The organism is Roseomonas sp. GC11 (assembly GCF_024437745.1).
In the GTDB taxonomy this organism is placed as follows: Bacteria; Pseudomonadota; Alphaproteobacteria; order Acetobacterales; family Acetobacteraceae; genus Pseudoroseomonas.
Genome location: NZ_JANFNY010000044.1, coordinates 17,979 through 41,911, shown reverse-complemented (window position 1 = coordinate 41,911; position 23,933 = coordinate 17,979). Strand labels below are relative to the sequence as shown.

The following is a 23,933-nucleotide window of genomic DNA, read 5'->3' as shown; positions in this document are numbered from 1 at the left end:
CGACGCGGGGGGCCCCCCCCCCCCCCACCCCCGCCGGGGAGGCAGGGCCTCCCCGGACCCCGCCCTCCGTGGCCCATCCTGGAGTGAACAGCAATGAGCATCCATCGCCGGCAGCTTCTGGCCGGGGCCGCAGCGGGCCTCGCCTTGCCCCATTTCGCCCGCGCCCAGGGCGGCAAGAGCAGCACGCTGCGCTTCATCCCCTCCACGCCGCTGCCCTCGCTCGACCCGATCGTGGCCACCAGCTACGTCATCCGCAACCACGGCTATCTGGTCTACGACACGCTCTTCGCCACGGATGCGCAGTTCAACATCCGGCCGCAGATGGTGTCCGAATGGCAGGTGGCGCCGGATGGGCTGGCCTGGACCTTCCACCTGCGCGCGGGGCTGTTCTTCCATGACGGCGCCCCCGTCACCGCCGCCGACTGCATCGCCTCCATCCAGCGCTGGAGCAAGCGCGACGCCTTCGGCCAGACCTTCGCCGGCTTCGCCGCCGGCTATACCGCCATCGATGCCCGCACCTTCCGCATCGACCTGAAGAAACCCTTCCCGATGCTGCCGGCCGCCCTCGGCAAGCTCTCCTCCAACGTGCCCTTCATCATGCCGGAGCGCATCGCCCAGACCGATGCCTTCAAGCCGATCAGCGAGGCCATCGGCTCCGGCCCCTGGCGCTTCGAGAGCCGGCAATGGGTGCCGGGGCAGAACGCCATCTACACCCGCTTCGAGAAATACACCCCGCGCGAGGAAGCCCCCTCCTGGGCCGCCGGCGGCAAGGTGGCGCGGATCGACCGCATCGAGTGGCTGGCGCTGACCGAGGCCTCCGCCGCCGTCGGCGCCCTCGTGCAGGGCGAGGTGGACTGGTACGAGCAACCGCCGGTGGACCTGCTGCCGGTGATCAAGCGCAGCCGCGACATCATCGTGCAGAATGTGCCGCTCGGCCTGATCCTGCTGATGCGCTTCAACCACCTGCAACCGCCCTTCAACAACCCGGGCATCCGCCGCGCGGTGATGATGGCGATGCGCCAGCCGGACTACATGCAGTCCGTCGTCGGCAGCCGCGACTATTACCAGGAGGCCAAGACCTTCTTCACCCCCGGCTCGCCCATGTCCACCGGCGCCGGCGGGGCGGAGGCCATGCAGGCCGATCTGGAGCGCGCCCGCGCCCTGCTGAAGGAAGCCGGCTACAACAACGAAAAGGTCGTGCTGCTGGCACCGGCGGACCAGCCCATCGCCTACAACCAGTCCCTCGTCACGCAGGAACTGCTGAAGAAGCTCGGCATGAATGTGGAGTTCATCTCCACCGACTGGGCCAGCTTCATCGGCAAGCGCGCCAATCGCGGCGCGCCGGAGCAGGGCGGCTGGTCGGTCTTCCACACGCTGTGGTCGGGCGCCGATGTGCTGAACCCGGCGCTGCACCCGCTCATCCGCGCCAATGGCGCCGCCGCCTGGTTCGGCTGGCCGGAAGACGCCACGCTGGAGAGCCTGCGCGACCAGTGGATCGCCACCGACAACGCCGCGCAGCAAAAGGACATCGCCGCGCAGATCGAGCGCCGCGCCTTCGAGGTGGTGCCCTACGCCCCCGCCGGGCTGATCCAGCAGCCCATGGCCTACCGCAGCAGCCTGACCAATATGGTGCTGGCGCCCGTGCAGTTCTTCTGGGAAATGGAGAAAAACGCTTAATGGCAGCATCTTCTTTTTCTGAAGAAAAAGAAGCAAAAAGACTTTTTCAGGCTGCCGCCCTCTCCCGGCACGGCGGGACGCCACACTGAAAAAGTTTTTTGGTTCTTTTTTTCAAAAAAGAACGTTTTCTTTTCCTGCTTCTTCCGCTTCCATCCCCCCGGAGGAAAGGCCGGTCCACCGAGGGGAGGACCCGGATGGGCGATATTTATCAGCAGCGCGGCTATGGCAGCCGGGAACTGGGCTTTGGCGAGAAGCCGGGCCTGGTGGTGGTGGATTTCCAGCGCGGCTTCACCGAGGCCGCCTTCCCGCTGGGGGGCGCACCGATGGTGGAGCGCGCGGTGGAAAACACGGTGCGGGTGATGCGCGCGGCGAAGCAGGCGGGGCTGCCGGTGATTGCCTGCGTCAACGCCTATGACAGCCCGCGCGCGGCGCCACACTGGAAGATCGCCGCCGTCTCCACCTACCGCCCCGGCGAGCCGGAGGCGGAGCTGGACCCGCGCATCGCCGCCGAGGCGCCGGATGTGGTGCTGGTGAAATCCGCGCCCTCCATTTTCTTCGCCACCCCGGCGGCGGCCATCCTGACGCGGGAGCGGGTGGATAGCGTGATCGTCACCGGCTGCATCACCAGCGGCTGCGTGCGCGCCAGCGTGAATGACTGCTTCAGCCTGGGCTTCCGCACCTTCGTCGCCGAGGATTGCGTGGGCGACCATGACGCGGAGGCGCATGCCGCCAATCTGCGCGATGTCGGGCGCCGCTATGCCGACATCATCGACAGCGCCCAGGCCATCGCCGCCATCGCGCGCTGGTCCCACCGAAACACCCCCCACTGATAGAAAAAAGAAGGGGGCAGAAAAAAGAAGGGAGCCTGGGGGAATTCCTTCCCCCAGCCTTCCCCCTCTTTGCCTTCTCCCCTACTTCCAACCCATGCTGACCTTCGAAACCTTGCAGGGCGCGGCCCTGCATCCCCTGCTTCCCGCCCTGGCGCGGCTGCGGATCGAGGTGTTCCGCGACTGGCCCTATCTCTACGAGGGCGACGAGGCTTACGAGGCCGATTATCTCCGCAGCTACGCGGAGTCCGCCGGCGCCGCCGTGGTGGTCTGCCGCGATGGCGAGACCCCCGTGGGCATCGCCACCTGCGAGCCGATGGCAGGCACCCACGCCACGGTGCGGGGGGCCTTCACCGCGGCCGGGCTGGACCCGGCGCGCTTCTGCTATTTCGGCGAGAGCGTGCTGCGCCGGGGCTATCGCGGCCAGGGCGCGGGCGTGGCCTTCTTCCGCCACCGCGAGGCGCAGGCGCGCGCGCTGGGCCTGGCCTATGCCACCTTCTGCGCCGTGCGGCGCGACCCGGCGGACCCCCGCCGCCCGGCCGACTACGTCCCGCTGGACGATTTCTGGCGCAAGCGCGGCTATACCCCCTACCCCGGCCTGACCTGCACCTTCTCCTGGCGCGGCCCGGGCGAGGCGGCGGAGCAGCCGCATACCCTCTCCTTCTGGATCAAGAGCCTGGACGGCGCCCCCCTGCCATGACGATGCTGCGCCTCGCCCTGATGCAATACCCGGTGGAACGGCCGGAGAGCGTGGCCGCCTGGGCCGCCAAGCTGGACCGCTGGCTGGCCGAGGCGAAAGCCCAGGGCGCCCGGATGGCGGTGATGCCGGAATATGCCTGCGCCGAACTCGGCTCGGCCTTGTGCGGCCTCTCCCCGGCGACGGAGGCGGAGGAACTCGCCGCCCTGGTCGCCGCCGCCCCCGCCATCCTGGAAGCCATGCGCGGCGCCGCGCGGCGCGCCGGGCTGTGGCTGGTGCCCGGCAGCCTGCCCATGCGCGACGCCGATGGCGCCATCCGCAACCGCGCCCCGCTGATCGACCCGGAGGGCCGCGCCGCCTTCCAGGACAAGCACGCCATGACGCGCTTCGAGGCGGAGCGCTGGGGCGTCTCCGCCGGCGCGGCGCCGGCGGTGTTCGACACGCCCTGGGGCCGCATCGGCCTGTCCATCTGCTACGACAGCGAATTCCCCGGCCATGTCCGCGCCCAGGTGGAGGCCGGGGCCTGGCTGATCCTGGTGCCCACCTGCACCGACACGCAGCACGGCTTCAACCGCGTGCGCTTCTCCGCCGCCGCGCGGGCGCTGGAGAACCAGTGCTTCGTCGCCGTCTCCCCCACGGTGGGGGAGGCCCCCTGGTCCGCCGCGCTGGACCAGAACCGCGGCGCCGCCGCCGTCTATGGCCCGATCGACCGCGGCTTCCCGGAGGATGGCGTCATCGCCCAGGGCGCGGCCGATGCCGCGCAATGGGTCTATGCCGATCTCGACCCGGCGCGCATCGCGGCCGTGCGGCGGGAGGGCGCGGTGTTCAACCACCGGGACTGGCCCGCCCCCTTCCCCACCCCGCGCCCGGCGGCCTTCGCATGACGCTGGTCTATCTCGTCGCCGGGGAGGCCTCGGGCGACATGCTCGGCGCCCGCCTCATCGCCGCGCTGCGCCGGCAGCGGCCGGATCTGGCCTTCGCCGGGCTGGGCGGGGAGCGCATGGCGGAGCAGGGCTTCGCCAGCCTTTTCCCGCTGGGCGAACTGGCGCTGATGGGCTTCCTGGAAGTGGTGCCCAAGCTGCGCCGGGTGATGCGCCGGCTGGACGAGGTGACGGCCGACATCGCCGCCCGCCGCCCCGCTTTGGTGGTGACGATCGACAGCCCCGGCTTCACCCTGCGCGTCGCCGCGCGGGCGCGGGCCATGGGCATTCCGGTGCTGCACTATGTCGCGCCGCAGGTCTGGGCCTGGCGGCCCGGGCGCGTGAAGAAGATCGCCCGGCAGGTGGATGGCATCCTGGCCCTGCTGCCCTTTGAGGCGCCCTTCTTCGAGAAGGCGGGCATTCCGGTGCGCTTCGTCGGCCATTCCATCCTGGAATCCGGGGCCGAGAAGGGCGATGCCGCGCGCTTCCGCGCCGCCCACGGGCTGCGGCCGGAGGAGCGGGTGCTGCTGGTGATGCCGGGCAGCCGCGGCGGCGAGATCCGCCGCCTGCTGCCCGTCTTCGGCGCGGCGCTGGCGGCGCTCTCCGCCCGGATGCCCGGTTTGGCCCCCCATGGCCTGCGGCCCGTCATGCCGCTGGCCGGGCCGGTGGAGGCGGCGGTGCGGGAGGGGGTGGCGGGCTGGCCGGTGCAGCCCCTCCTGCTGCGCGGTGTGGCCGAGAAATACGATGCCTTCGCCGCCGCGCGGGAGAATGGCGTGGGGCTGATCAAATCCGGCACTTCCTCGCTGGAGGTGGCGCTGGCCGGGGTGCCGATGATCGTCGGCTACCGGGTGAACCCGCTGACGGCGGCCATCGCCCGGCGGCTGATCCACGTGAAATATGTCAGCCTTGTCAATCTCCTGGCCGATGCGCCGGTGATCCCGGAATATCTCCAGGAGGATTGCACGCCGGAGCGGCTGGCCGCCGGCCTCGCCCGCCTGCTGGAGGAACCGGCCGCCGCCGCCGCGCAGCGCGAGGGCTTCGCCCGCGTGATGGACGGGCTGCGCCCGCCCGGCGGCATCCCCAGCGAGGCCGCCGCCGCCGCGGTGCTTGAGATGCTGGTGAGACAGGGCGCACAGAAGTAGAGGCAACCCCTCCGGGACAGGGACCCCCGGCCTGCCCTAGCTTCCTCTCCGGCGCCCGCAGCCCCGTGGCTGCCCGAAGAGGAATGCCAGAGGAGGAATGCCATGAGCGACGACGTGTCGCGCCTGCAGGCCGCGCTGTCCGGCCATCCTGGCCTGCGCGACCGCCTGGCCACCCCCGGCCTTGGCCTGGAGGAGGCGGGGCGCCTGCTGCGGGAGGCCGGGCTTACCGCCTCCCCCGCCGCGCTGGCCGCCCTGCTGGCGGAGCATGCCGCGCTGGATGATGCGCAGCTCGATGGCATCGCCGGCGGCTGGCAGCTGGGCGAGCTGGCGCAGCAGCAGCCCATCGCCCCCGGCCCCATCACCGATATCGACGATTTCGCGACGATCACCCCATGAGCCAGACCCCCGACACCCTGGCCCGCCTGCGGGCCGAGCACCCGGCCCTGGCGGAGGCGCTCTGCCGGCCCGGCCTGACGGTGGAGGACGCCCTGGCCATCGCCCAGGGCGCCGGCCTCAGCCTCACGGCGGAGGAATGGGCGCTGTGGCAGGCCAGCCCCCCGCTCGATGACGCCACGCTGGATCAGGTGGCGGGCGGATACACCATCACCATCGGCAATACCCAGCCGGGCGTGCGCTTCGCCATTTTCCAGCCGCCCGGCGGAAGCAATCCGGCCTGGGATATCATCCAGAAAGGCAAGTAATCTTCTTTTTCTTTCAGGCTGCCGCCGTCTCCCGTCGCAGCGGGACGCTGCACTGAAAAAAAGTTTTTTGGTTCTTTTTTTCAAAAAAGAACCTCTTGCTTCAGGCTGCCCTGCGCCGCGCCGCGTCATAGAGCGCGAGGCGCTTCGCCGCGGCTTCGGTCAGCCCGCCCGTATAGTCCAGCCCCGGATCGGGCAGGGCCTCGGCGAAGTGGCAGGCCACCTGCTGCCCCTCCGCCCCCACCGGGCGCAGCGCCGGCACCTCGGCCTTGCAGCGTTCCTGCGCGAAGGGGCAGCGGGTGTGGAAGCGGCAGCCGGGGGGCACGGCCATGGGGCTCGGCACATCGCCGCCCAGCGGGGTGACGCGGCCGCGCCGCGCCGGGTCCGGGTGCGGAATGGCGGCCAGCAGGGCGCGGGTATAGGGGTGCAGCGGCTTGGCGAAGAGCGCGTGCTTGCCCCCCACCTCCATCACCGCGCCCAGATACATGACGGCGATGCGGTCCGCCATGTGCTTCACCACCGCCAGGTCATGCGCGATGAACAGGTAGGACAGGCCGAGCCGCGCCTGGAGGTCCTTCATCAGGTTGACCACCTGCGCCTGGATCGAGACATCCAGCGCCGAGACCGGCTCATCGCACACCACCAGCTCCGGCTCCACCGAGAGGGCGCGGGCGATGCCGATGCGCTGGCGCTGGCCGCCCGAGAATTCATGCGGGTAGCGCTCCGCATGGAAGGGCTGGAGGCCGACGAGGCGGAGCAGTTCCTGCACCCTGGCGCGGCGGCTGGCGGCATCGCCGAGGCCGTGCACCGCCATCGGCTCGGCGATGGCGTCGCCCACCGTCAGGCGCGGGTTCAGGCTGGCATAGGGGTCCTGGAAGACGATCTGCATCTGCCGGCGCAGGGCGCGCAGCGCCGCGCCGCGCGCCTGCGTCACATCCTGGCCCTGGAAGCGCACGCGCCCGGCGCTCGGCTCGATCAGCCGCAGCACCAGCCGCGCGGTGGTGGATTTGCCACAGCCGGACTCGCCCACCAGCGCCAGCGTCTCCCCCCTGTCGAGGTGGAAGGAGACGCCATCGACGGCACGCACCGCCCCCACCTGCTTCTGCAGGATCAGCCCGCGCTTGACGGGGTAGTGCTTGGCGAGGCCCTCGACCTCCAGCAGGCGGGTCATGCGGCCTCCATGGCCAGGGAGTTCTCGATGGGCGCGCGCAGGCAGGCGGCGGCATGGCCGGGCACGATCTCGCGCAGCGGCGGCATCTCGCCGCGGCAGGGGCCGATGGCGAAGGGGCAGCGCGGATTGAAGCGGCAGCCCTCGGGGAAGGCGAAGGGCGGCGGCACGGCGCCGTCGATCGCCAGCAGCCGCTCCCGCTCCTCATCCAGCCGCGGCACGGAGCCGAGCAGGCCGAGCGTATAGGGGTGCTGCGGGTCCTCGAAGAGGGCGCGGGCGGAGGCGCGCTCGACGACGCGCCCGCCATACATCACCGCCACCTCATCGGCCATTTCCGCCACCACGCCGAGATCATGGGTGATGAGGATGATGGACATGCCCGTCTCCTCCTGCAATTCGCGCAGCAGGTCGAGGATCTGGGCCTGGACGGTGACATCGAGCGCCGTGGTCGGCTCATCGGCGATCAGCAGGCGCGGGCGGCAGGCGAGCGCCATGGCGATCATCACGCGCTGGCGCATGCCGCCGGAGAGCTGGTGCGGATACTCATCGAAGCGCCGCTCGGGCGAGGGGATGCGCACGCGCTTCAGCGCCGCGATCGCCTCCTCCCGCAGCTGCGCCGCGCTGGCCTTCGGCGAATGGACGCGCATCGCCTCGGTGATCTGCCGGCCGACAGTGTGGACCGGGTTCAGGCTGGTCATCGGCTCCTGGAAGATCATGGCGATCTGCCCGCCGCGCACCTGCCGCATCTCGGCGGTGGAGAGCGCCAGCAGGTCGCGCCCCTCCAGCAGGATGCGCCCCTCGGTGGTGCGGCCCGGCGGCGGCACCAGGCGCATGATGGAGAGGGAGAGCATGGACTTGCCGCAGCCGCTCTCCCCCACGATGCCGAGGGTGCGGCCGCGCGGCACGGAGAGGTCCACCCCATCCACCGCGCGCACCAGCCCGGCGGAGGTGCGGAAGCTGGTGCGCAGCCCTTCGACGCGCAGGAGATCGGGTGGCAGCAGATCCTGGCGAAGCAGATCCTGGCGAAGCAGATCCGGGGCCATCATGCCCACCGGAAGGTCGGGGGCGAGATCTTGTCCACCGGCCGGTGCGCCCAGTCCTGCTGCGGCGCGCGGTCGATGATGCGCTTCTGCGCCTCGTGCAGATGGGCGGCGGCGCCCTCATAATCCATGGTCATCACCTTGCCCTCCTTCACCAGCATCTGCCCCTCGACATGGACGGAGCGGATGGCGCGGTCGCCGGCGGCGTAGATCAGGCTGCGCATCGGGTCGCGGCCCGGGCGCATCTGCGGGTGGGTGACGTCCACCATGACGAAATCGGCGCGGCAGCCGGGGGCGAGGCGGCCGATATCCTCCCGCCCCAGCGCCTGCGCCCCGCCGATGGTGGCGGCGTCGAAGAGATCGGTGGAGGTCAGGCTGCGCGGATCGCCCGACTGGGTGCGGGCGAGGTAGGAGACGAGGCGCAGTTCATCCAGCATGTTGTGCGGATAGGTGTCGGTGCCCACGCCCATGTTCACGCCGCGCTTGCGGTAGCGGCCGAAGGAGCGCATGGCGATGCCGCGGCGGGCGAAGACGGTCGGGCAATGCGCCACCGTGGTGCCGGTGGCGGCGAGGCGGTCCAGGTCGTTCTCGGTGTGCCAGCGGGTGCTCGGGTGGTCGTCCAGGAAGATGCCGTGGCCGATGATCGAGCGTTCCGAGAGCAGCCCCATGCTGTCCAGCCAGCCGATCGGGGTGAAGCCGCTGCGGCGGGTGATCTCGTGGAACTCCACCACGCTCTGCGCCGCGTGGATCTGCCAGGAGAGGTTTCTTTTCGCCGCCTCCTGGAAGCTTTCCCGCAGAAGGGTCTCGGAGCAGGTGTCGATCTGCGCCGGCACCACCATGCCGAAGAGGCGGCCGGAGGGGTGCTGCTGCGCGCGCTCGATCAGGCGCAGCGCCTCGTCCATCGACTTCTCGCCGGCGGCCTCGTCCCATTCATATTCGACGACATGGCCGTTCTTGGTGAACCAGCGGGCGGAGCGGAACATGGGCGCGATGCAGACGCGCATGCCGCTCTCGGCCAGAAGGTCCAGCCAGGCGGGGTGCGCCATGGAGAGATCGGCCACCGTGGTGACGCCGGAGAGCAGCAGTTCCGACAGCGCCACGCGGACGCAGGAGGGCACGGCCTCCGCATCCGCGCGGAAGATCGGCATGTATTCGTAGAGGGAGGAATTGTAGAGGCCGGGGGAGCCGATCTCGTCGATCAGCCCCTTGTTCAGCGGCTCGCTGGAAGGGTGGCAGTGGATGTTGACGAGGCCGGGCATGACCATCATGCCCTTGCCGTCGATCACCTCCTCCGCCGGCCCGTCATAGCCACGGCCGACGAAGGTGATCTGCCCGTCGCGGAAGGCCAGCGTGGCATCCGTCAGATAGAGATGCTGCCGCGCCGTGGCGTCCCAGGCGATCACCAGATCGGCGTCGCGGATGACGGTGGTGGTCATGTCCCCTGCCCTTCCTTCCAGCGGTTCAGCGCGTCAGGCGCAGGTCGAGGCCCTTGTAGAGCCCGACGCCGTAGATTCCATGGGCGCGCGCGCCCTCCACCCGCTGCGCGGCGGCGACATAGAGATTCTCGCGCGCGACGGGGAACCAGACATTGTTGGTGCTGACGATGCGCTGCACCTCGGCGATGGCCTTGGCGCGCGCCTCCGCGTCCAGCGCCGTCTTGGCGGTGGAGAGCAGGCGGTTGGTCGCCTCGTCATTCCAGTTCATGCGGTTGGGCGTCGGCCGGTTGGCGCCGTCGAAGTAGAGCGAGAAGCCGTCGGTGGCCGAGATATAGGGATAGGACATCACGAAGCTGTCGAATTCCTGCGTCGCCAGCTTGCCCCAGGCCACGGTCGCGTCCCAGAGCTGGATGCGCAGCTCGATGCCGACGCGGCGCAGGTCGGCCTGCATCGCCTCGGTCAGGCGGCGCCACTCGGCGCCCTGGATGCCATAGACGTTGAAGCTGGCGCGCTGGCCGTCCTTCTCGCGGATGCCGTCGGCGCCGGGCTTCCAGCCGGCCTCGTCGAGCAGCTTCTTCGCCCCCTCGGGGTCGAAGGCGGGGACGAGCTTCGCCGCCTCCGCGTCATAGCCCATGGTGTTGGGGTTGAGGTAGGCGGAGGCCGGCTCGGCGGCGCCGAAGAACACGGCCTTGACCATGGCCTCGCGGTTCATCGCCATGTTGATGGCGCGGCGCATCGCCGGGTCGTTCATCACCGGCTTGTCCACCTTGAAGCCCATGAACCAGTCCCAGAAGTAGTTGGGCTGGGTGGCGAGCTTGATCCCCGGCACGCGCTGGAGCTGGGCGACGGCGAAGGGCGGCACATACTGGGTGATGTCGCCCTGGCCGGTCTGCAGCGCGGCGAGGCGGGTATTCGCCTCCGGGATGATGCGCCAGATGACCTTGCCGATCTGCGGGCTGCGGTTCTGGTAGATCGGCGGGCCCCAGCTGTAGTTCGGGTGCTTCGTGAGCACGAGCTCCTGGCGCGGCGTCCAGGACTGCCAGCAATAGGGGCCGGTGCCGTTGAAGCCCTGCACGCCGAAATTGGCGCCGAGCTTCTCCACCGTGTCCTTGTCGACGATCGAGGCGAAGAACAGGGTGAGCTGGTAGAGCAGCTCGCCATAGGGCTCGGTCAGCTCGTATTCCACGGTGTAGTCGTCCACCGCGCGGACTTCCTTCACCGGCCCCGCGCGCCACTTCACCGGGCTGCGCGTCTCGGGCGCGATCCAGCGGTTGATCGAATAGGCCACATCGGCCGCCGTCAGCTTCTTGCCGTCGCAGAAGGTGACGTCCTGGCGCAGCCTGAAGGTGTAGAGCTTGCCGTCGGGGCTGACGGTCCAGCTTTCCGCCAGGGCCGGGCGCACCGTCTTCTGGTCGAAGTCGAGCGAGACCAGGGTGTCGGCCATCATGTAGATGACCTCGCCCGCGCCGCGCGCGGTGGAGCGCGCGGGGTCGTAGCGGTCGGCGTCGATCTCGCGCAGGATCACCAGCGTGTCGCGCGGCGCGGCCTGGGCCAGGGCATCCGCCGCCGGCACCGCGGCGGCGAGCGAGAGCAGCGCGGCCCCCAAGGTCTTCCTCATGCACTCGTCTCCCATGGGCCCTTGGCGGGCCGTCTTGCGTCAGACACGAAGCCGCGGGTCGAGCGCGTCGCGCAGCGCGTCCCCCAGCAGGTTGAAGGCCAGCACCACCACGAAGATCAGCCCGCAGGGGATGACCGCGATATGCGGCGCGAAGAACAGGAAGTTGCGCCCCTCCGAGGCCATCGCCCCCAGTTCCGCCACCGGCGGCTGCGCGCCGAGGCCGAGGAAGGACAGCGCCGAGCCGAGCAGGATGACCTGCCCGAAGCGCAGCGTGGCGAAGACGAAGACCGGCGAGAGGCAGTTGGGCGCCAGGTGGCGCAGGATCAGCCGGGCATCGCTCATGCCGGTGGCGCGGGCGGCCTCGATATAGTCCTGGCGCATCACCACCAGCGCGGCGCCACGCACGATGCGCGCCATCAGCGGCACGGTGGCCACCGAGAGGGCGAGCACCACGGCCGGGATCCCCGGCCCCAGGATGGCGGCGATGGCGAGGCCGAAGAGGATGGCCGGGAAGGAGAGCAGCACATCCATCAGCCGCATCAGCAGCCCGTCCACGCGGCTGTAGAAAGCGGCGGCGAAGCCCACCACCGCCCCGCCGAGGCCGCCCAGCAGCACCGCGGCGAGGCCCATCATCAGCGTGATGCGCAGGCCGAAGAGCAGGCGGGTGATCATGTCCCGCCCCTGGCTGTCGGCGCCGAGCGGCAGGCCCGGCGTGCCCGGCACCGCCATGGCGGCGCCCAGGTTGTTGTCGAAGGGGTCGGTCGGCGCCAGCCAGGGCGCGAGGAGGGCGGCGCCCACCAGCAGCGCCACCACCAGGAAGGCGAGGGCCGCCACCGGCTCGCGCAGCAGGCGCTTCATCAGGCCCGGCCGGCGCGGCGGGGCGGCGGCGGCGGGGGCGGCGGTCGGCGCGGCCATGGCGTTGCTCCCGGACAAGGCTCAGCCCCCCCGCATGCGCGGATCGAGCGCGGCATAGAGCACATCGACCACCAGATTGACGATGATGAAGCCGAGCGAGAGCACGATGATCGTCCCCTGCGCCATCGGGAAGTCGGAGGAGAGGATGGCCCCCACCGCCAGCCGCCCGACGCCCGGCCAGGAGAACACCGTCTCGGTGACCACGGCGCCGCCGAGCAGGAAGCCGATCTGCAGCCCGATCAGCGTGACGACGGGGATCAGCGCGTTGCGCAGCGCGTGGTGCAGCACCACGGCGTGCTCGGAGAGGCCCTTGGCGCGGGCGGTGCGGACATGCTCGGCGCCCAGCACCTCCAGCACGGCGGTGCGCGTCATGCGCGCGACGGGGGCGATGAAGGTGCCGCCCAGCGTCAGCGCCGGCAGGGCGATGGACTGCCAGCCCTCCAGCGTCCAGAGCGGCCCGCCGCGCCCGGTGAAGGGCAGCAGCTGCCACTGGAAGCCGACATACCAGATCAGCATCAGGCCGAGGAAGAACACCGGCACCGAGCCGCCGGCGACGGAAAACGCCGTCACCGCGCGGTCCAGCAGCGAGCCGCGCCAGTAGGCGGCGATGGTGCCCATGGCGATGCCGATGGGGATGGACCAGAAGAGCGAGGCGAACATCAGCTCCAGCGTCGGGCCGATGGTGCCGGCGAGCTCCTGCGTCACCGCGACATTGTTGATGATGGAGACGCCCAGATCGCCCTGCAGCAGCCGCCAGAGATAGATGCCGAACTGCACGTAGAGCGGCTGGTCCAGCCCCAGTTCACGGCGGATTTCCTGCACCAGCTCCGCCGTGGCGGTGGGGCCGGCGCGGACGATGGCGGGGTCGTTCGGCACCACCTGCATCAGCAGGAAGCCGATCAGCAGCACCCCGAGCATCACCGGGATCGTCGTCAGCAGGCGCTGCAGGACGTGGCGCAGCATGGGCTCAGTCCGCCGCGCCAGCCAGGGGGGAGGCCAGGGAGGCGGCCTCGCCGTGGCGGTCGAAGATCGCGCGGCCGCCGCGGAAGGTGAGATCCGCCTGCGTCGCGAGAATCTCCTCCGGCGCACAGGCGAAAATATCGCGCGAGAGGATGGCGATATCGGCCTGCATGCCCGGCTCCAGCGTGCCGCGCTCGGCCTCGGCGAACTGGCTGTGCGCGCCGCACCAGGTGTAGCAGTGCACCGCCTGCTCGGGCGTCAGCGCCTCGGCCGCGCCCAGCACCGTGCCGCGGTTGGTCCGCCGCGTGACCATGCTGTAGAGGTTGATGAAGGGGTCCACCGTGCAGACCGGGCTGTCCGAGGAGGCGGCGGGGTGGTGCCCCTCCTCCAGCCAGGTCTTCATCGGATAGGCCACCTCGGCGCGCTCCAGGCCGAGATTCTTCACGTAGAGATCGCCGAACTCATACATGAAGACCGGCTGCGGCACGGGCAGGATGCCGTGGCGCAGCATGCGCCGCCGCTGGCCGGCATGGAGGAAGCCGCAATGCTCGATGCGGTGGCGCCGCCCGGCGATGGGATGCGCCGCGCTGTCCGCCGCCTCCATCCCCGCCAGCACCTGCTCGATCGCCGCATCGCCGATGGCGTGGATGTCGAGCTGCCAGCCCTGTTCGTGATAGGTGCGGAGCAGGGCGTGCATGGTCGCGTCGGGGAAGCAGAAAATCCCCGTGCCGCCGCCGGCGCTCTCCAGATAGGGGTCGAAGAAGGCGGCGGTCAGCCCGCCGGCCGAGCCATCGCCGAAGACCTTCACCGCGCCCCAGGCCAGCAGCGCCTCCGCCGTCGGCCCCGCGCAGACATTCGGGCGCAGCCCCGCCTCCCAGGCGGCGGCGGCGATGCCCTCCGGGTTGCCCGCCAGCACCTGCCACATGCGCTGCAGCAGGCGGCCCTCGGCCTCCGCGCGGCGATAGGCGGCGATCTCGGCGAGGCCCGCCGTCATGCCCACATTCATGTCGCTGGCCGAGGCGAAGCCGAGCGCGGCCAGGTTGCGCCCGGCCGCCTCGATGGCGTCCACCATCCGCGCCTCGGAGGGCGCGGGGATGATGTCGCGGATCAGCCGCATGGCGCGTTCCTGGAACAGGCCGGTCAGCCGGCCGCCCCGGCGCTCGATGGCGCCGCCCTCCGGGTCGGGCGTGTTGTGGCTGACGCCGGCGAGCTTCATCGCCGCCGTATTGGCCACCGCCACATGCCCGCAGGTGCGGGTGATCAGCACCGGATGGTCCGGCACCGCGCGGTCCAGCTCCTCCGCCAGCGGGTGGCGGCCGATATCCAGCTCGCCATGGTCATAGCCGCGGCCGAGGATCCAGCCGCCCTTCGGCGTGCCGCGCGCGGCGGCGGCGAGGCGCGACAGCACCTCGTCCAGCGTGCGCACCTCCTCCGCCCGCAGATTCACCTGCGCGAGGCCGAGGCCATAGGGCAGCAGGTGCATATGCGCTTCGTTGAAGGCCGGGATGGCGACACGCCCGTCGAGATCGACGCGGCGCGTGGCGGCGCCGGCCAGCGGCGCCACCTCCGCCGCCGTGCCGACGGCCAGGACACGGCCATCCTTCACCGCCAGCGCCTCGGCGAAGCCGCCCTCCAGGCCGCGGAAGATCCGCCCGGTGAGGAGGAGGTCGGCGCCCCCCATCCCTGCGCTCACCGTCTGTGCACTCACTGGCGCCAGTCCGACTTGCTGCCCTCGATCAGGCGCAGGGCGGAGGCCCAGGCCCATTCGCTGTGCTCCAGAGATTTCTTCGGGTCGCCGTTGAACTGCGCGGCGGTCTTCAGCCGCACCTCCTCCGGCGGCAGCACCAGCTCCGCCCCGCCCGAGAGGGCGGCGACCTGCGCCTGGCAGGCGCGCTCCAGGTAGTAGATCATGTTGAAGGCCTCGGGGATGCTGCGCCCCGTGACCAGCAGGCCGTGGTTGCGCAGGATCATCGCGCGGTGCTGGCCGAGATCGGCCACCAGCCGCTCGCGCTCGTCGAGGTCGAGGGCGATGCCCTCATAGCCGTGATAGGCGAGGTGGCCGTAGAACTTCAGCGCGTGCTGGCTGATCGGCAGCAGCCCGTGCTTCTGGGCGGAGACCGCGATGCCGGCGGCGGTGTGGGTGTGCACCACGCACACCGCATCCTCCCGCGCCATGTGCAGGGCGGAATGGATGGTGAAGCCCGCCGCGTTCACCGGCTTCGACTCCGGCGCCTCCTCCACGACATTGCCGTGCAGGTCGATCTTCACGAGGTCGGAGGCGCGCATCTCCTCGAACAGCACGCCATACTTGTTGATGAGGAAGTGGTGCTCCGGCCCCGGCACGCGCGCGCTGATGTGGGTGTAGATGAAATCCGTCATGCGGAAATGCGCGACCAGCCGGTAGAGCGCCGCGAGGTCGCAGCGGACGCGCCATTCCTCCTCGGAGCAGGCGATGCGCGCGGGCGGGGTGGCGATGTTCATGACCGAACTCCCTCAGGTTGAGGGAATGTCATCAGCCGGGGGAAAGCGCGTCAACCATGCGCATGCAGCTTTGCGGCGCAGCAAAAACCGCCTTGCCCGTGCCCCAGGCAAAACCCTGCCTTCCCCGCCCTTCCTGCGGGCAGGGGTGGCATCGCAGCGCGCGGCCACCGCGCGCCCTGCGATACTTCCAAGCCATAGCCTGGGAAAAACGTCAGCGCAACAACCCCGCCCGGGATTCCGCCGGGGATTTTGCCGCGCTGGCGCGCTTCTTGCCATCCTCCGCCCACCGACAGGAAGGATGAAGCCCCGTGTTTCAGAGCGTGCTCCAGAGCGTGTCCGAGCGCTTCCCCGCCACGCTGCGCCGCGCCCTGCTGGCGGCCTGCGCCGGCGCCGCCCTCGCCGCCGCGCCCCTCGCCCCGGCGGCGCGCGCCCAGGCCCCCGCTCCTGCTCCTGCCGGGACGCTGCGCGTCGTGCTCAGCAGCGAGCTGACCAGCATCGACCCGGTGCTCTCCACCGCCGCCTTCGTCCGCAACCACGGCTTCATGGTCTATGACCAGCTCTTCGCCCTCGACAGCCAGGGCGTGGCGCGGCCGCAGATGGTGGAGAGCGTCACCCGCTCCGAGGACGGGCTGCGCTGGCGCTTCACCCTGCGCGAGGGGCTGGCCTTCCATGACGGCACGCCCGTGCGCGCGGCCGATGCCGTGGCCTCCATCCGCCGCTGGGCGCAGCGCGACGTGGTGGGCAAGGCCCTGGCCGCCGCCACCGCCGCGCTGGAGGTGGAGGATGCGCGCAGCTTCACCCTCACCCTCTCCCGCCCCTTCGGGCTGGTGACGGAGGCGCTGGCCCGCCCCACCGCCAGCGCGCTGTTCGTGATGCCCGAGCGCATCGCCGCCACCCCGGCCACCACCGCCATCACCGACCCCACCGGCTCCGGCCCCTTCATCATGGAGCGCGAGAACTGGCGGGTGGGGGACCGCGCGGTCTATCGCCGCAACCCCGCCTATCGCCCGCGGCCCGAGCCGGCGGATGGCCTGGCCGGCGGCAAGGTGGTGAAGGTGGAGCGCGTCGAGTGGCTGGCCATGCCCGATGCCGCCACCGCCGCCAGCGCCCTGGCCAATGGCGAGATCGACTTTGTCGAGCACCCGGCGCCGGACCTGCTGCCCATGCTGCGCCGGGCGCGCGGCGTGACGGTGGGGCTGATCAACCCGGTGGGCAGCATGGCCTGGCTGCGGCTGAACCACAGCCAGCCGCCCTTCAACGACCCGCGCCTGCGCCAGGCGCTGCTACAGGCGATCGACCAGAAGGAAGTGCTCCAGGGCATGGGCATCCCGGCGGAGGACCAGATCGCCTTCTGCCCGGCCTATTTCATGTGCGGCACGCCGCTGGAGAGCGCCGCCGGCGCCACCGGCCTGCGGAACCCGGACACCACCCGCCTCCGCGCCATGCTGCGCGAGGCCGGCTATGACGGGCGGCCGGTGGTCTTCCTCAACGGCGCCGACCTGCCGCTGAACAATGGCGCCACCCTGGTGCTGGCGGAGCAGATGAAGCGCGCCGGCTTCAACGTGGATGTGGTGACGCTGGACTGGGCGAGCGTCACCGTCCGCCGCAACAAGCGGGAGGCGCCGGAACAGGGCGGGTGGAACCTCTTCGTCACCATCGCCAATGCGCTGGATGCGGGCAGCCCGCTCTCCAACCTCTTCCTGGCCAGCCCCTGCGAGGGTGGCCTGCCCGGCTGGCCCTGCGACGCGAAGCTGGAAGAGCTGCGCCGCGCCTGGTGGGAGGAGGCCGACCCGGCGAAGCGCGCCGCGCTGCTGGACGCGGTGCAGGCCCGCGCGACGGAGGTGCTGCCCTATATCAATGCCGGGCAGTTCCGCACCAATGCCGCCTGGCGCGCCACGCTCAGCGGATTGCTGCCGGCCACGGTGCCGGTGTTCTGGAACGTCGAGAAAAAATAATTTTTTTCAGGCTGCCGCCGTCTCCCGTCCAAGCGGGACGCCAGACTGAAGGCGGGGTCCGGGGAGGCCCTGCCTCCCCGGCGGGGGTGGGGGGGCGGCGCCCCCGCTCCTCTTTCTCAGTCGCGGTATCCCGGCTGTTCCCGGTCCATCTTCCGCTTCAGCGCCTGCCAGGGCAGCCAGCCCTTCACCGGCGAGTCCGCCGCCTGGGCGCGCACCCGCTGCACCACCTCCAGCGGCGGCATGGCCAGGGGGGCGCCGGTCGCCTGGGCCGCCGCCTGGATGCGGCAGGCCTGTTCCAGATAATACATCCAGTAAAACGCTTCCCCCACCGTGCGGCCGATGGTCAGCAGCCCGTGGTGGCGCAGGATCAGGCAGGGCCTGTCACCCAGGTCGCGCACGATGCGGTCGCGCTCCTCCATGTTGTCGTCGGCGGCGATGCCTTCGTACTCATGGATGGCCACGCGGTCGTGCAGTTCCATGCTCATCTGGTTGAGCGGCAGCAGCCCGCCCGCCTGGGCGGCGATGGTCATGCCGGCCAGGGTGTGGGTGTGCATCACGCACTGCGCCCGCTCCACCGCGCGGTGCACGGCGGAGTGAATGACGAAGCCGGCCGGGTTCACCGGCCAGCTCGTCTGCTGCAGCGGCGCGCCCTCGGCATCCACCACCACCAGGGAGGAGGCGGTGATCTCCTCGAACATCAGCCCGTAGGGATTGACCAGGAAGCGATGCCCCTCCCCCGGCACGCGCACCGAGAGATGGGTGTAGACGAGATCCGTCATCCCGAAATGCGCCAGCAGCCGGTAGGCGCAGGCGAGGTCCTCGCGCAGTTCCCGCTCGGTCAGCGGGCGGGCGGGGTCGGGGCGGACGGGGGGCGGGGGCAGGGCCATCAATAGCCTCGGGCGTGGTCGTAGAGATTGGGCAGCGGCCGGCCCGCCTCGAAATCGGCGATGGCGGCGGCGACATAGCGCGCCCGCTCCGCCCGGCTGGGCAGCGAGGCGGCGTGCGGCGTGACGATGATCTTCGGATGCGCCCAGAGCGGGCTTTCCGCCGCCAGCGGCTCCTCCGGGAAGACATCGAGCACCGCGCTGGCCAGATGGCCCGAGTCGAGCGCCGCCAGCAGGTCCGGGATCACCAGATGCGCGCCGCGCCCGGCATTGACCAGCGCGGCCCCGGCCGGCAGTTGCGCCAGCAGGGCGGCGTTGATCAGCCCGTTGGTCTCCGGCGTGGAGGGCAGCAGGCAGACCAGGATATCCGTGCTGGCCAGGAAGGCCGGCAGTTCCGCCGCCCCGGCGAAGCTGACGACGCCCGGCAGCTCCTTGCGCGAGCGCGCCCAGCCCTGCACCTGGAAGCCCAGGCCCTGGAGCATCTTCGCCGCCTGGCTGCCCAGGTTGCCAAGGCCCATGATGCCCACGCGCCGCTCCCGCGCGGTGAAGGGCACCTCCTTCGGCGCCCACACCCGCTGCGCCTGCGACAGCGCGTAATGCCGCGCGTCGCGCAGCAGGGAGAGGCAGGACCAGGAAATGAACTCGCCCATGCGCTGGGAGACGGCATCGCCGCCCATGCGCACCAGCGGCAGGTGGCGCGGCCAGGAGGGGTCGCGCGTGATGTGGTCCACCCCGGCGGCGGAGGAGAACACCACCCGCAGATTCGGCAGGGTCGCCAGCCAGCCCGGCTCCGGCTCCCACACCACGACGTAATCCACCTCTTCGGGGCGGACGCTCTCATCCTGCCACCAATGGGCCGAGAAGCGGGGGTCGATCGCCGACAGCGCGGCGCGCCACTCGGGCACAGCCGCCAGGCCACCGGACTTCACCAGGATCTTCACCACCTTGCTGCCTGTCCCTCTGCTGCAATGCGGCGGGAACCTGCCCGGCGGGGGCGCCGCCGTCCAGGGGGGGCGGGAGGCCCGCCACGGCCACCGGCAGCATTTCGAGGCGCAGGAAAGCCAACCGATTAACCAGCCTGTGCAAGGCATGTGCAAAGCCTTGCCATGCGCCATGCCCCGGCGCGACCCTGATGCCTGCCCCGCGACCACACGCCCCGATGCCCCGCCCCTGACGCCCAACGCCGAGACGCCGAGATCCGCATGACAAATCTGCAGACCCTCTTCGCCCCCGGCTTCAAGACCGAGCCCTATTGGTGGGATCTGGCCGAGCCCCTCCCCCGCGACAGCGGGGACGAAGCCCCCGAGATGCCGGACCGCGCCACCGTCATCATCGTCGGCGGCGGCTATGCCGGGCTCTCGGCGGCGCTGACCCTGGCGCGGCTGGGCCAGGACGTGCTGCTGCTGGAGGCGGAGCGGATCGGCTGGGGCGCCTCCTCCCGCAATGGCGGCATGGTCTCGGGCGGGCTGAAGCTGGCCGGATCGGTGCTCGGCAGCAAGCTGCCGCCCCCGGTGGCCCAGGCCATCGCCAAGGCCGCCGCCGACAGCTTCCCCTTCCTTGAGGATCTCATCCTGCGCGAGGCCATCCGCTGCGACTATGTCCGCTGCGGCCGCTTCACCCCCGCCTGGACCCCGGCGCATTACGACGCCATGGCCCGCCAGGCCCCCCTCATCGCCGAGCTGACAGGCCAGCCGACCCACATGCTGCCGCCCGACCGCCAGCGCGAGGTGCTGGGCAGCGACTATTACCATGGCGGCCTCTTCACCGAAGCGGCGGGCAGCCTCCACCCCGCCAAGCTCGCCCGCGGCATGGCCGAGGCCGCCGAGCGCGCCGGCGCCCGCCTGATGGACCAGACCCGCGTCCTGGCCATCACGCAGGAAGGGCTGCATTTCCGCGTCGAGACCACGCACGGCCCGGTGCTGAGCGATGCCGTGCTCGTCACCACCAACGGCTATACCCGCGGCACCGATGGCAGGAGCCCCATGCCCTGGCTCGCCCGGCGGGTGATCCCCGTCGCCTCCTACATGGTCGCCACCGAGGAACTCGAGCCGGAGGTGATGGACGAACTCTTCCCCGGCCGCCACGTCATCAGCGACAGCCGCCGGGTGCTGAGCTATTTCCGCCCCTCGCCGGATGGCAGGCGCGTGCTCTGGGGCGGGCGCGCCAGCTTCGCGCCCATCATCCCCCCCGCCGCCGCGCCCATCCTCCACCGCATGATGAGCCGCGTCTTCCCCGACCTCGCCGAGGCGCGGCTGACCCATGCCTGGACGGGCAATGTCGCCTTCACCTTCGACTTCCTGCCGCATATCGGGGTGGAGGAAGGCATCCACTACGCCGCCGGCTGCCAGGGCTCGGGCGTGGCCATGGCCACATGGCTCGGCCACAACGCCGCGCTGAAGCTCGCCGGCAACCAGGAAACCCCCTTCGCCCTCGACAGCCTGCCCTTCCCCACCCTGCCAGGCTACAGCGGCTCCCCCTGGTTTCTCCCCATGGTCGGCAACTGGTACCGGCTGAAGGACTGGATGGAGCGAAAGAGATAATTTTTTTCTTTTTCTGAAGAAAAAGAAACAAAAAGACTTTTCCAGGCTGCCGCCGTCTCCCGGCACGGTGGGACGCCAAACTGATAAAAGTTTTTTGGTTCTTTTTTTCAAAAAAGAACGTTCTCTTTCAGCGCATCAGCAGCATCGCCCGCCATTCCGTGCCCAACGCCGCATCCAGCGCGGCGGCGCCGGGGTAGAGGGCGATGGACCACGGCCCCATGCCCGTGGCCGAGAGCAGGCCGGGATAAATGGCGAAGCGGTAGTAGAGCAGCGCCCCCGCCACCGGGGCCACCAGCAGGCCCAGGCGGCCCAGCAGGTGGCGCAGCAGCACGGGCGCCAGATGATCCGCCAGGGCGAAGGCGGCGCGCCCGGGCGAGAGGTCGAGGCGGCGCTCCATCTCGTCCAGCGCGGCGCGCAGCAGGGTGCCGGCCATGCCATCGCCCGGCAGCAGGGCGCGGGCCCGCTCATGCTCGGCGCGGATCAGGCGGAACAGCACCAGCCGCGCCTGCGCCACCGGGGAAAGCCGCGTCACCGCCCAGAGCCGCAGATGCGGCGCCGCCACCCGCGCCCCCGCCACCACGCCATAGACCGTCCAGCCCAGCGCGCCGAGCACCACCAGCCCCGTCGCCACCCGCTCCAGCTCCGGCGCGCCCAGCCACACCGCCAGCGCGTGCAGCCCGAGCAGCGCCGCCAGCACGGCGAAGGAGGGCCAGACCGCGCCCACCACCTGCTCCACCACCGCCCCGTCCAGCAGGGCGCGGGCGAGCGGGCCGGAGAGGCCCTTGCCGCTCTCGAAAGCCTCACGGATCGGCGCGCCCCAGCGCGCGGCGGCCCATTCGCCCAATTGCCGCCCGGCCGCGCCCGCCGCCCCCGATAGCGGTCCTTCCACCATGCCCGCCTCCCTCGACCTGCCGGCGGAGTTTGTTAGCCTCAGGGCAAAACACAAGCCGGGCCCCGCATGGACGACGACCACGCCGACCTCCTGCTCGACCTCGCCGGGCTGTTCCTGGCCGTGCCGGCGCGCGCGCTGCGCCCGGTGGAGGCCGCCCTGCGCCGCCTGCCGGAGCAGGACCCGCCGCCGCCCCCACCCGGCGCCACCCCGCCCGTGCTGGCCGCCGCGGTGGAACGCGCCATCCGCCACCACGCGGCGGGGGGCGGCTTCGGCGCGGCGCAGCCGGACCTTGCCGCCGCCGCCCTGCGCGAGGCCGGCCACGCCCCGCCCGCCGAGGCCACCCTGGCCGAGCTGGAAGCCCTGGTGCTGGACCGCCTGGGCCAGGGCGAGACCACGCCGCTCGGCGGGCTGGCGCTGGCGGTGGCGCGGCTGCGGGCACCGCTGCTGGCGCGCGCGCGGCGGATGCGCCTGCCGCTCTCCGCCCCCATCTACCGGCAGGAGACAGGGCGGGAGGGGCCACGGGTGCAGGACTGGTTCTCAGCCATCGGGCAGGTGATCGGGCAGGCGCCGCTGCTCGTGGATTTCCAGAAACAGGCAGAGCAGGAGCGGCAGCGCATGGGCAAGGTGAACATCCTGCTGGCCGGCAAGACGGGGGTGGGCAAGAGCACGCTGGTCAATGCCGTGTTCGGCGCGGCGGTGGCGCAGACGGGGATGGGCCGCCCCGTCACCCAGGGCATCGCCTGGTTCGAGCCGCCGCACCTGCCCGTCCGCCTCTGCGACACCAAGGGGCTGGAGATGGAGGCCTTCCAGCCCACCCTCGCCGCGCTGGAGGCCGAGATCGAGCGCGGCAATGCCAGCAGGCAGTTCGACCAGCGCATCCACCTCCTGTGGCTCTGCATCAGCGAACCGGGGACGCGGGTGGAGGAGGGCGAGCGGCAGGTGGCGAAGCTCTGCGCCCGGCACGGCATTCCGGCGGTGGTGATCCTGACCAAGGCGATCGGCCCGCGCGCCTTCCAGGAGACGGTGCGGGCGGAGATCCCGGAGGCCCGCCACATCGTGCGCGTCCTGGCCGAGGCCTGGGAGGAGCGCGCGCCCTTCGGCCTGCCGGAGCTGATCGCCGCGACGGAGCAGGTGCTGCCGGAGGCGCGGCAGGCCGCCTTCATCGCCGCGCAGCAGGTGGATCTGGAGCGCAAGCGGCGGCGGGCGCTGAAGCTGGCGGCGGGCGCCGCGGCCTCGGCCGCCGCCGCCGCCGCCGTGCCGGTGCCGGTGGCCGATGCGGCGGGTATTTTCGCCGTGAATGTCGGCATGGTGGCGGCGATCGCCGTGGCGATGGGCGTGGCGATGGACCGCGACAACATGCTGGCCCTGGCGGCGAGCCTGGCCGGCGCGTTGGCGACCTCGGCGGGGGGGCGGATGGTGGCCGGGCAGGTGCTGAAGCTGATTCCGGGCGTGGGCAGCCTGCTGGGTGGCGCCATCACCGCGACGATCGCGGCGAGCACGACCTATGGCCTGGGCTATGGCTTCACGGAATATCTCTGCCGCTTCCACGCCGCGAAGGGCCACATGCCCGAGGGCGACGAGCTGAAGGAAGGCTTCCGCCGCTTCTGGGAAAGCTGGGGCGAAAAGGCGAAAGCGCCCCCCGCCTGATTGTTTTCCGTGCGCGCCCCGCCTTGCCAGGAAGGCGGGGCGCCGGTGGAAAAAAGTTTTTTGGTTCTTTTTTCCAAAAAAGAACTTTTCTGTTCTGACTTACAGCTTCTTCGCCCGGTCGAGCAGGGCGTCGAGCTTGGTGCAGGTGGCTTCGGTGACGTTGCCGTCGCCGACGGCGGCGTTCATCTCGGTCATGATGGCGGCGACGCCCTGGGCCTTGCCCTGGGTCTTGGAAGCGAGGGCCTCGGCGATGGCGGAGGCCTTCAGCATGGCGTCATCGGGGGAGCAGGCGGCGAAGGCGGTGGGGACGAGGGACAGGGTGATCAGGGCCGTGGCGGCGAGCGTCTTCAGCATGTCATCTCTCTGCGCGGTGGCTGGCGGGTTGCCCCGCCGGCCCGGAGGCTAACACCACCCTCCACGCCTGGAGCGTGGCGCT

22 protein-coding genes are annotated in these 23,933 nt (G+C 71.0%); 10 read left to right on the top strand and 12 right to left on the bottom strand.

All coding sequences use genetic code 11. The annotated features are described in order from the left end of the window. Window positions 1–93: 93 nt before the first annotated feature. The 7 genes from NON00_RS14660 (at window position 94) to NON00_RS14630 (ending at window position 5,964) form a co-directional block, all read left to right on the top strand. A complete protein-coding gene (locus NON00_RS14660) occupies window positions 94–1,677 on the top strand; it encodes an ABC transporter substrate-binding protein (RefSeq protein ID WP_256022383.1) in 1,584 nt (527 codons plus the stop codon). A 194-nt stretch (window positions 1,678–1,871) separates the two neighbouring features. Beyond that, window positions 1,872–2,507 carry an isochorismatase family protein gene (locus tag NON00_RS14655; protein ID WP_256022382.1) on the top strand — a complete coding sequence of 212 codons (636 nt, stop codon included), beginning with the start codon at window positions 1,872–1,874 and terminating at the stop codon, window positions 2,505–2,507. Window positions 2,508–2,601: 94 nt separating this feature from the next. Continuing rightward, the gene (locus tag NON00_RS14650; protein WP_256022380.1) at window positions 2,602–3,204 is read left to right on the top strand and encodes a GNAT family N-acetyltransferase; all 603 of its coding nucleotides are present in this window, start codon (window positions 2,602–2,604) and stop codon (window positions 3,202–3,204) included. After that, window positions 3,201–4,085, top strand: a complete 885-nt coding sequence (locus tag NON00_RS14645; protein WP_256022379.1) for a carbon-nitrogen hydrolase family protein — start codon at window positions 3,201–3,203, stop codon at window positions 4,083–4,085. The genes NON00_RS14650 and NON00_RS14645 overlap by 4 nt, the downstream gene beginning before the upstream one ends. Beyond that, window positions 4,082–5,263: a lipid-A-disaccharide synthase gene (gene lpxB / locus NON00_RS14640; protein ID WP_256022378.1), complete on the top strand. Its 1,182-nt coding sequence runs from the start codon at window positions 4,082–4,084 to the stop codon at window positions 5,261–5,263. Before NON00_RS14645 ends, lpxB begins: the two co-directional genes overlap by 4 nt. A 102-nt stretch (window positions 5,264–5,365) precedes the next feature. Further along, entirely contained in the window at window positions 5,366–5,659 is a 294-nt protein-coding gene (locus NON00_RS14635) for a toxin-antitoxin system protein (protein WP_256022377.1), read from the top strand. After that, on the top strand, window positions 5,656–5,964 hold the full coding sequence (locus tag NON00_RS14630) for a hypothetical protein (RefSeq protein ID WP_256022376.1): 309 nt from the start codon (window positions 5,656–5,658) through the stop codon (window positions 5,962–5,964). Before NON00_RS14635 ends, NON00_RS14630 begins: the two co-directional genes overlap by 4 nt. Before the next feature lie 100 nt (window positions 5,965–6,064). Here the strand turns inward: NON00_RS14630 and NON00_RS14625 are convergent, their stop codons facing one another. The 8 genes from NON00_RS14625 to NON00_RS14590 are packed head-to-tail and all read right to left on the bottom strand — an operon-like array spanning window position 6,065 to window position 15,579. Next, window positions 6,065–7,132 (bottom strand): ABC transporter ATP-binding protein, encoded by a 1,068-nt coding sequence (locus tag NON00_RS14625; RefSeq protein WP_256022375.1) that lies wholly within the window; start codon window positions 7,130–7,132, stop codon window positions 6,065–6,067. Then, window positions 7,129–8,172 carry an ABC transporter ATP-binding protein gene (locus tag NON00_RS14620; RefSeq protein WP_256022374.1) on the bottom strand — a complete coding sequence of 348 codons (1,044 nt, stop codon included), beginning with the start codon at window positions 8,170–8,172 and terminating at the stop codon, window positions 7,129–7,131. The genes NON00_RS14625 and NON00_RS14620 overlap by 4 nt, the downstream gene beginning before the upstream one ends. Next, complete coding sequence (locus NON00_RS14615; RefSeq protein WP_256022372.1) at window positions 8,172–9,605, bottom strand: amidohydrolase family protein; 1,434 nt, start codon at window positions 9,603–9,605, stop codon at window positions 8,172–8,174. The genes NON00_RS14620 and NON00_RS14615 overlap by 1 nt, the downstream gene beginning before the upstream one ends. Before the next feature lie 25 nt (window positions 9,606–9,630). Further along, window positions 9,631–11,223, bottom strand: coding sequence for an ABC transporter substrate-binding protein (locus NON00_RS14610; RefSeq protein WP_256022371.1), 1,593 nt, complete (start codon window positions 11,221–11,223; stop codon window positions 9,631–9,633). A gap of 39 nt (window positions 11,224–11,262) precedes the next feature. Beyond that, complete coding sequence (locus NON00_RS14605; RefSeq protein WP_256022370.1) at window positions 11,263–12,138, bottom strand: ABC transporter permease; 876 nt, start codon at window positions 12,136–12,138, stop codon at window positions 11,263–11,265. A gap of 21 nt (window positions 12,139–12,159) precedes the next feature. After that, the gene (locus tag NON00_RS14600) at window positions 12,160–13,101 is read right to left on the bottom strand and encodes an ABC transporter permease (RefSeq protein WP_256022369.1); all 942 of its coding nucleotides are present in this window, start codon (window positions 13,099–13,101) and stop codon (window positions 12,160–12,162) included. Window positions 13,102–13,105: 4 nt separating this feature from the next. Then, window positions 13,106–14,791, bottom strand: a complete 1,686-nt coding sequence (locus tag NON00_RS14595) for an amidohydrolase (RefSeq protein WP_256022368.1) — start codon at window positions 14,789–14,791, stop codon at window positions 13,106–13,108. Window positions 14,792–14,802: 11 nt separating this feature from the next. Beyond that, on the bottom strand, window positions 14,803–15,579 hold the full coding sequence (locus NON00_RS14590; RefSeq protein ID WP_256022367.1) for a class II aldolase/adducin family protein: 777 nt from the start codon (window positions 15,577–15,579) through the stop codon (window positions 14,803–14,805). Window positions 15,580–15,887: 308 nt separating this feature from the next. Between NON00_RS14590 and NON00_RS14585 the strand changes: the two genes are divergently transcribed. Continuing rightward, window positions 15,888–17,534 carry an ABC transporter substrate-binding protein gene (locus NON00_RS14585; protein WP_256022366.1) on the top strand — a complete coding sequence of 549 codons (1,647 nt, stop codon included), beginning with the start codon at window positions 15,888–15,890 and terminating at the stop codon, window positions 17,532–17,534. 116 nt (window positions 17,535–17,650) lie between these two features. On the opposite strand, the gene NON00_RS14580 is transcribed toward NON00_RS14585, so the two are convergent. Next, complete coding sequence (locus NON00_RS14580; protein ID WP_256022365.1) at window positions 17,651–18,421, bottom strand: class II aldolase/adducin family protein; 771 nt, start codon at window positions 18,419–18,421, stop codon at window positions 17,651–17,653. Then, window positions 18,421–19,362 carry a glyoxylate/hydroxypyruvate reductase A gene (locus tag NON00_RS14575; protein WP_256022364.1) on the bottom strand — a complete coding sequence of 314 codons (942 nt, stop codon included), beginning with the start codon at window positions 19,360–19,362 and terminating at the stop codon, window positions 18,421–18,423. The genes NON00_RS14580 and NON00_RS14575 overlap by 1 nt, the downstream gene beginning before the upstream one ends. A gap of 258 nt (window positions 19,363–19,620) precedes the next feature. Between NON00_RS14575 and NON00_RS14570 the strand changes: the two genes are divergently transcribed. After that, window positions 19,621–20,958, top strand: a complete 1,338-nt coding sequence (locus tag NON00_RS14570; RefSeq protein WP_256022362.1) for an FAD-binding oxidoreductase — start codon at window positions 19,621–19,623, stop codon at window positions 20,956–20,958. 127 nt (window positions 20,959–21,085) lie between these two features. On the opposite strand, the gene NON00_RS14565 is transcribed toward NON00_RS14570, so the two are convergent. Continuing rightward, window positions 21,086–21,850, bottom strand: coding sequence for a hypothetical protein (locus tag NON00_RS14565; protein ID WP_256022360.1), 765 nt, complete (start codon window positions 21,848–21,850; stop codon window positions 21,086–21,088). Between the two features lie 66 nt (window positions 21,851–21,916). On the opposite strand from NON00_RS14565, the gene NON00_RS14560 reads away from it, so the two are divergent. Beyond that, a complete protein-coding gene (locus NON00_RS14560; RefSeq protein ID WP_256022357.1) occupies window positions 21,917–23,497 on the top strand; it encodes a DUF697 domain-containing protein in 1,581 nt (526 codons plus the stop codon). 99 nt (window positions 23,498–23,596) lie between these two features. On the opposite strand, the gene NON00_RS14555 is transcribed toward NON00_RS14560, so the two are convergent. Beyond that, window positions 23,597–23,851: a hypothetical protein gene (locus tag NON00_RS14555; protein ID WP_256022356.1), complete on the bottom strand. Its 255-nt coding sequence runs from the start codon at window positions 23,849–23,851 to the stop codon at window positions 23,597–23,599. Between the last annotated feature and the right edge of the window lie 82 nt (window positions 23,852–23,933).

Bases quoted from the DNA above. Each gene is read 5' to 3' on its own strand.
- NON00_RS14645 (WP_256022379.1), top strand. From the start codon at position 3,201: ATGACGATGCTGCGCCTCGCCCTGATGCAATACCCGGTGGAACGGCCG.
- NON00_RS14565 (WP_256022360.1), bottom strand. From the start codon at position 21,850: ATGGTGGAAGGACCGCTATCGGGGGCGGCGGGCGCGGCCGGGCGGCAA.
- NON00_RS14600 (WP_256022369.1), bottom strand. From the start codon at position 13,101: ATGCTGCGCCACGTCCTGCAGCGCCTGCTGACGACGATCCCGGTGATG.
- NON00_RS14570 (WP_256022362.1), top strand. From the start codon at position 19,621: ATGACAAATCTGCAGACCCTCTTCGCCCCCGGCTTCAAGACCGAGCCC.
- NON00_RS14610 (WP_256022371.1), bottom strand. From the start codon at position 11,223: ATGAGGAAGACCTTGGGGGCCGCGCTGCTCTCGCTCGCCGCCGCGGTG.
- NON00_RS14635 (WP_256022377.1), top strand. From the start codon at position 5,366: ATGAGCGACGACGTGTCGCGCCTGCAGGCCGCGCTGTCCGGCCATCCT.
- NON00_RS14660 (WP_256022383.1), top strand. From the start codon at position 94: ATGAGCATCCATCGCCGGCAGCTTCTGGCCGGGGCCGCAGCGGGCCTC.
- NON00_RS14605 (WP_256022370.1), bottom strand. From the start codon at position 12,138: ATGGCCGCGCCGACCGCCGCCCCCGCCGCCGCCGCCCCGCCGCGCCGG.
- NON00_RS14580 (WP_256022365.1), bottom strand. From the start codon at position 18,421: ATGGCCCTGCCCCCGCCCCCCGTCCGCCCCGACCCCGCCCGCCCGCTG.
- NON00_RS14625 (WP_256022375.1), bottom strand. From the start codon at position 7,132: ATGACCCGCCTGCTGGAGGTCGAGGGCCTCGCCAAGCACTACCCCGTC.
- NON00_RS14590 (WP_256022367.1), bottom strand. From the start codon at position 15,579: ATGAACATCGCCACCCCGCCCGCGCGCATCGCCTGCTCCGAGGAGGAA.
- NON00_RS14615 (WP_256022372.1), bottom strand. From the start codon at position 9,605: ATGACCACCACCGTCATCCGCGACGCCGATCTGGTGATCGCCTGGGAC.
- NON00_RS14560 (WP_256022357.1), top strand. From the start codon at position 21,917: ATGGACGACGACCACGCCGACCTCCTGCTCGACCTCGCCGGGCTGTTC.
- lpxB (WP_256022378.1), top strand. From the start codon at position 4,082: ATGACGCTGGTCTATCTCGTCGCCGGGGAGGCCTCGGGCGACATGCTC.
- NON00_RS14650 (WP_256022380.1), top strand. From the start codon at position 2,602: ATGCTGACCTTCGAAACCTTGCAGGGCGCGGCCCTGCATCCCCTGCTT.
- NON00_RS14555 (WP_256022356.1), bottom strand. From the start codon at position 23,851: ATGCTGAAGACGCTCGCCGCCACGGCCCTGATCACCCTGTCCCTCGTC.
- NON00_RS14655 (WP_256022382.1), top strand. From the start codon at position 1,872: ATGGGCGATATTTATCAGCAGCGCGGCTATGGCAGCCGGGAACTGGGC.
- NON00_RS14620 (WP_256022374.1), bottom strand. From the start codon at position 8,172: ATGGCCCCGGATCTGCTTCGCCAGGATCTGCTTCGCCAGGATCTGCTG.
- NON00_RS14630 (WP_256022376.1), top strand. From the start codon at position 5,656: ATGAGCCAGACCCCCGACACCCTGGCCCGCCTGCGGGCCGAGCACCCG.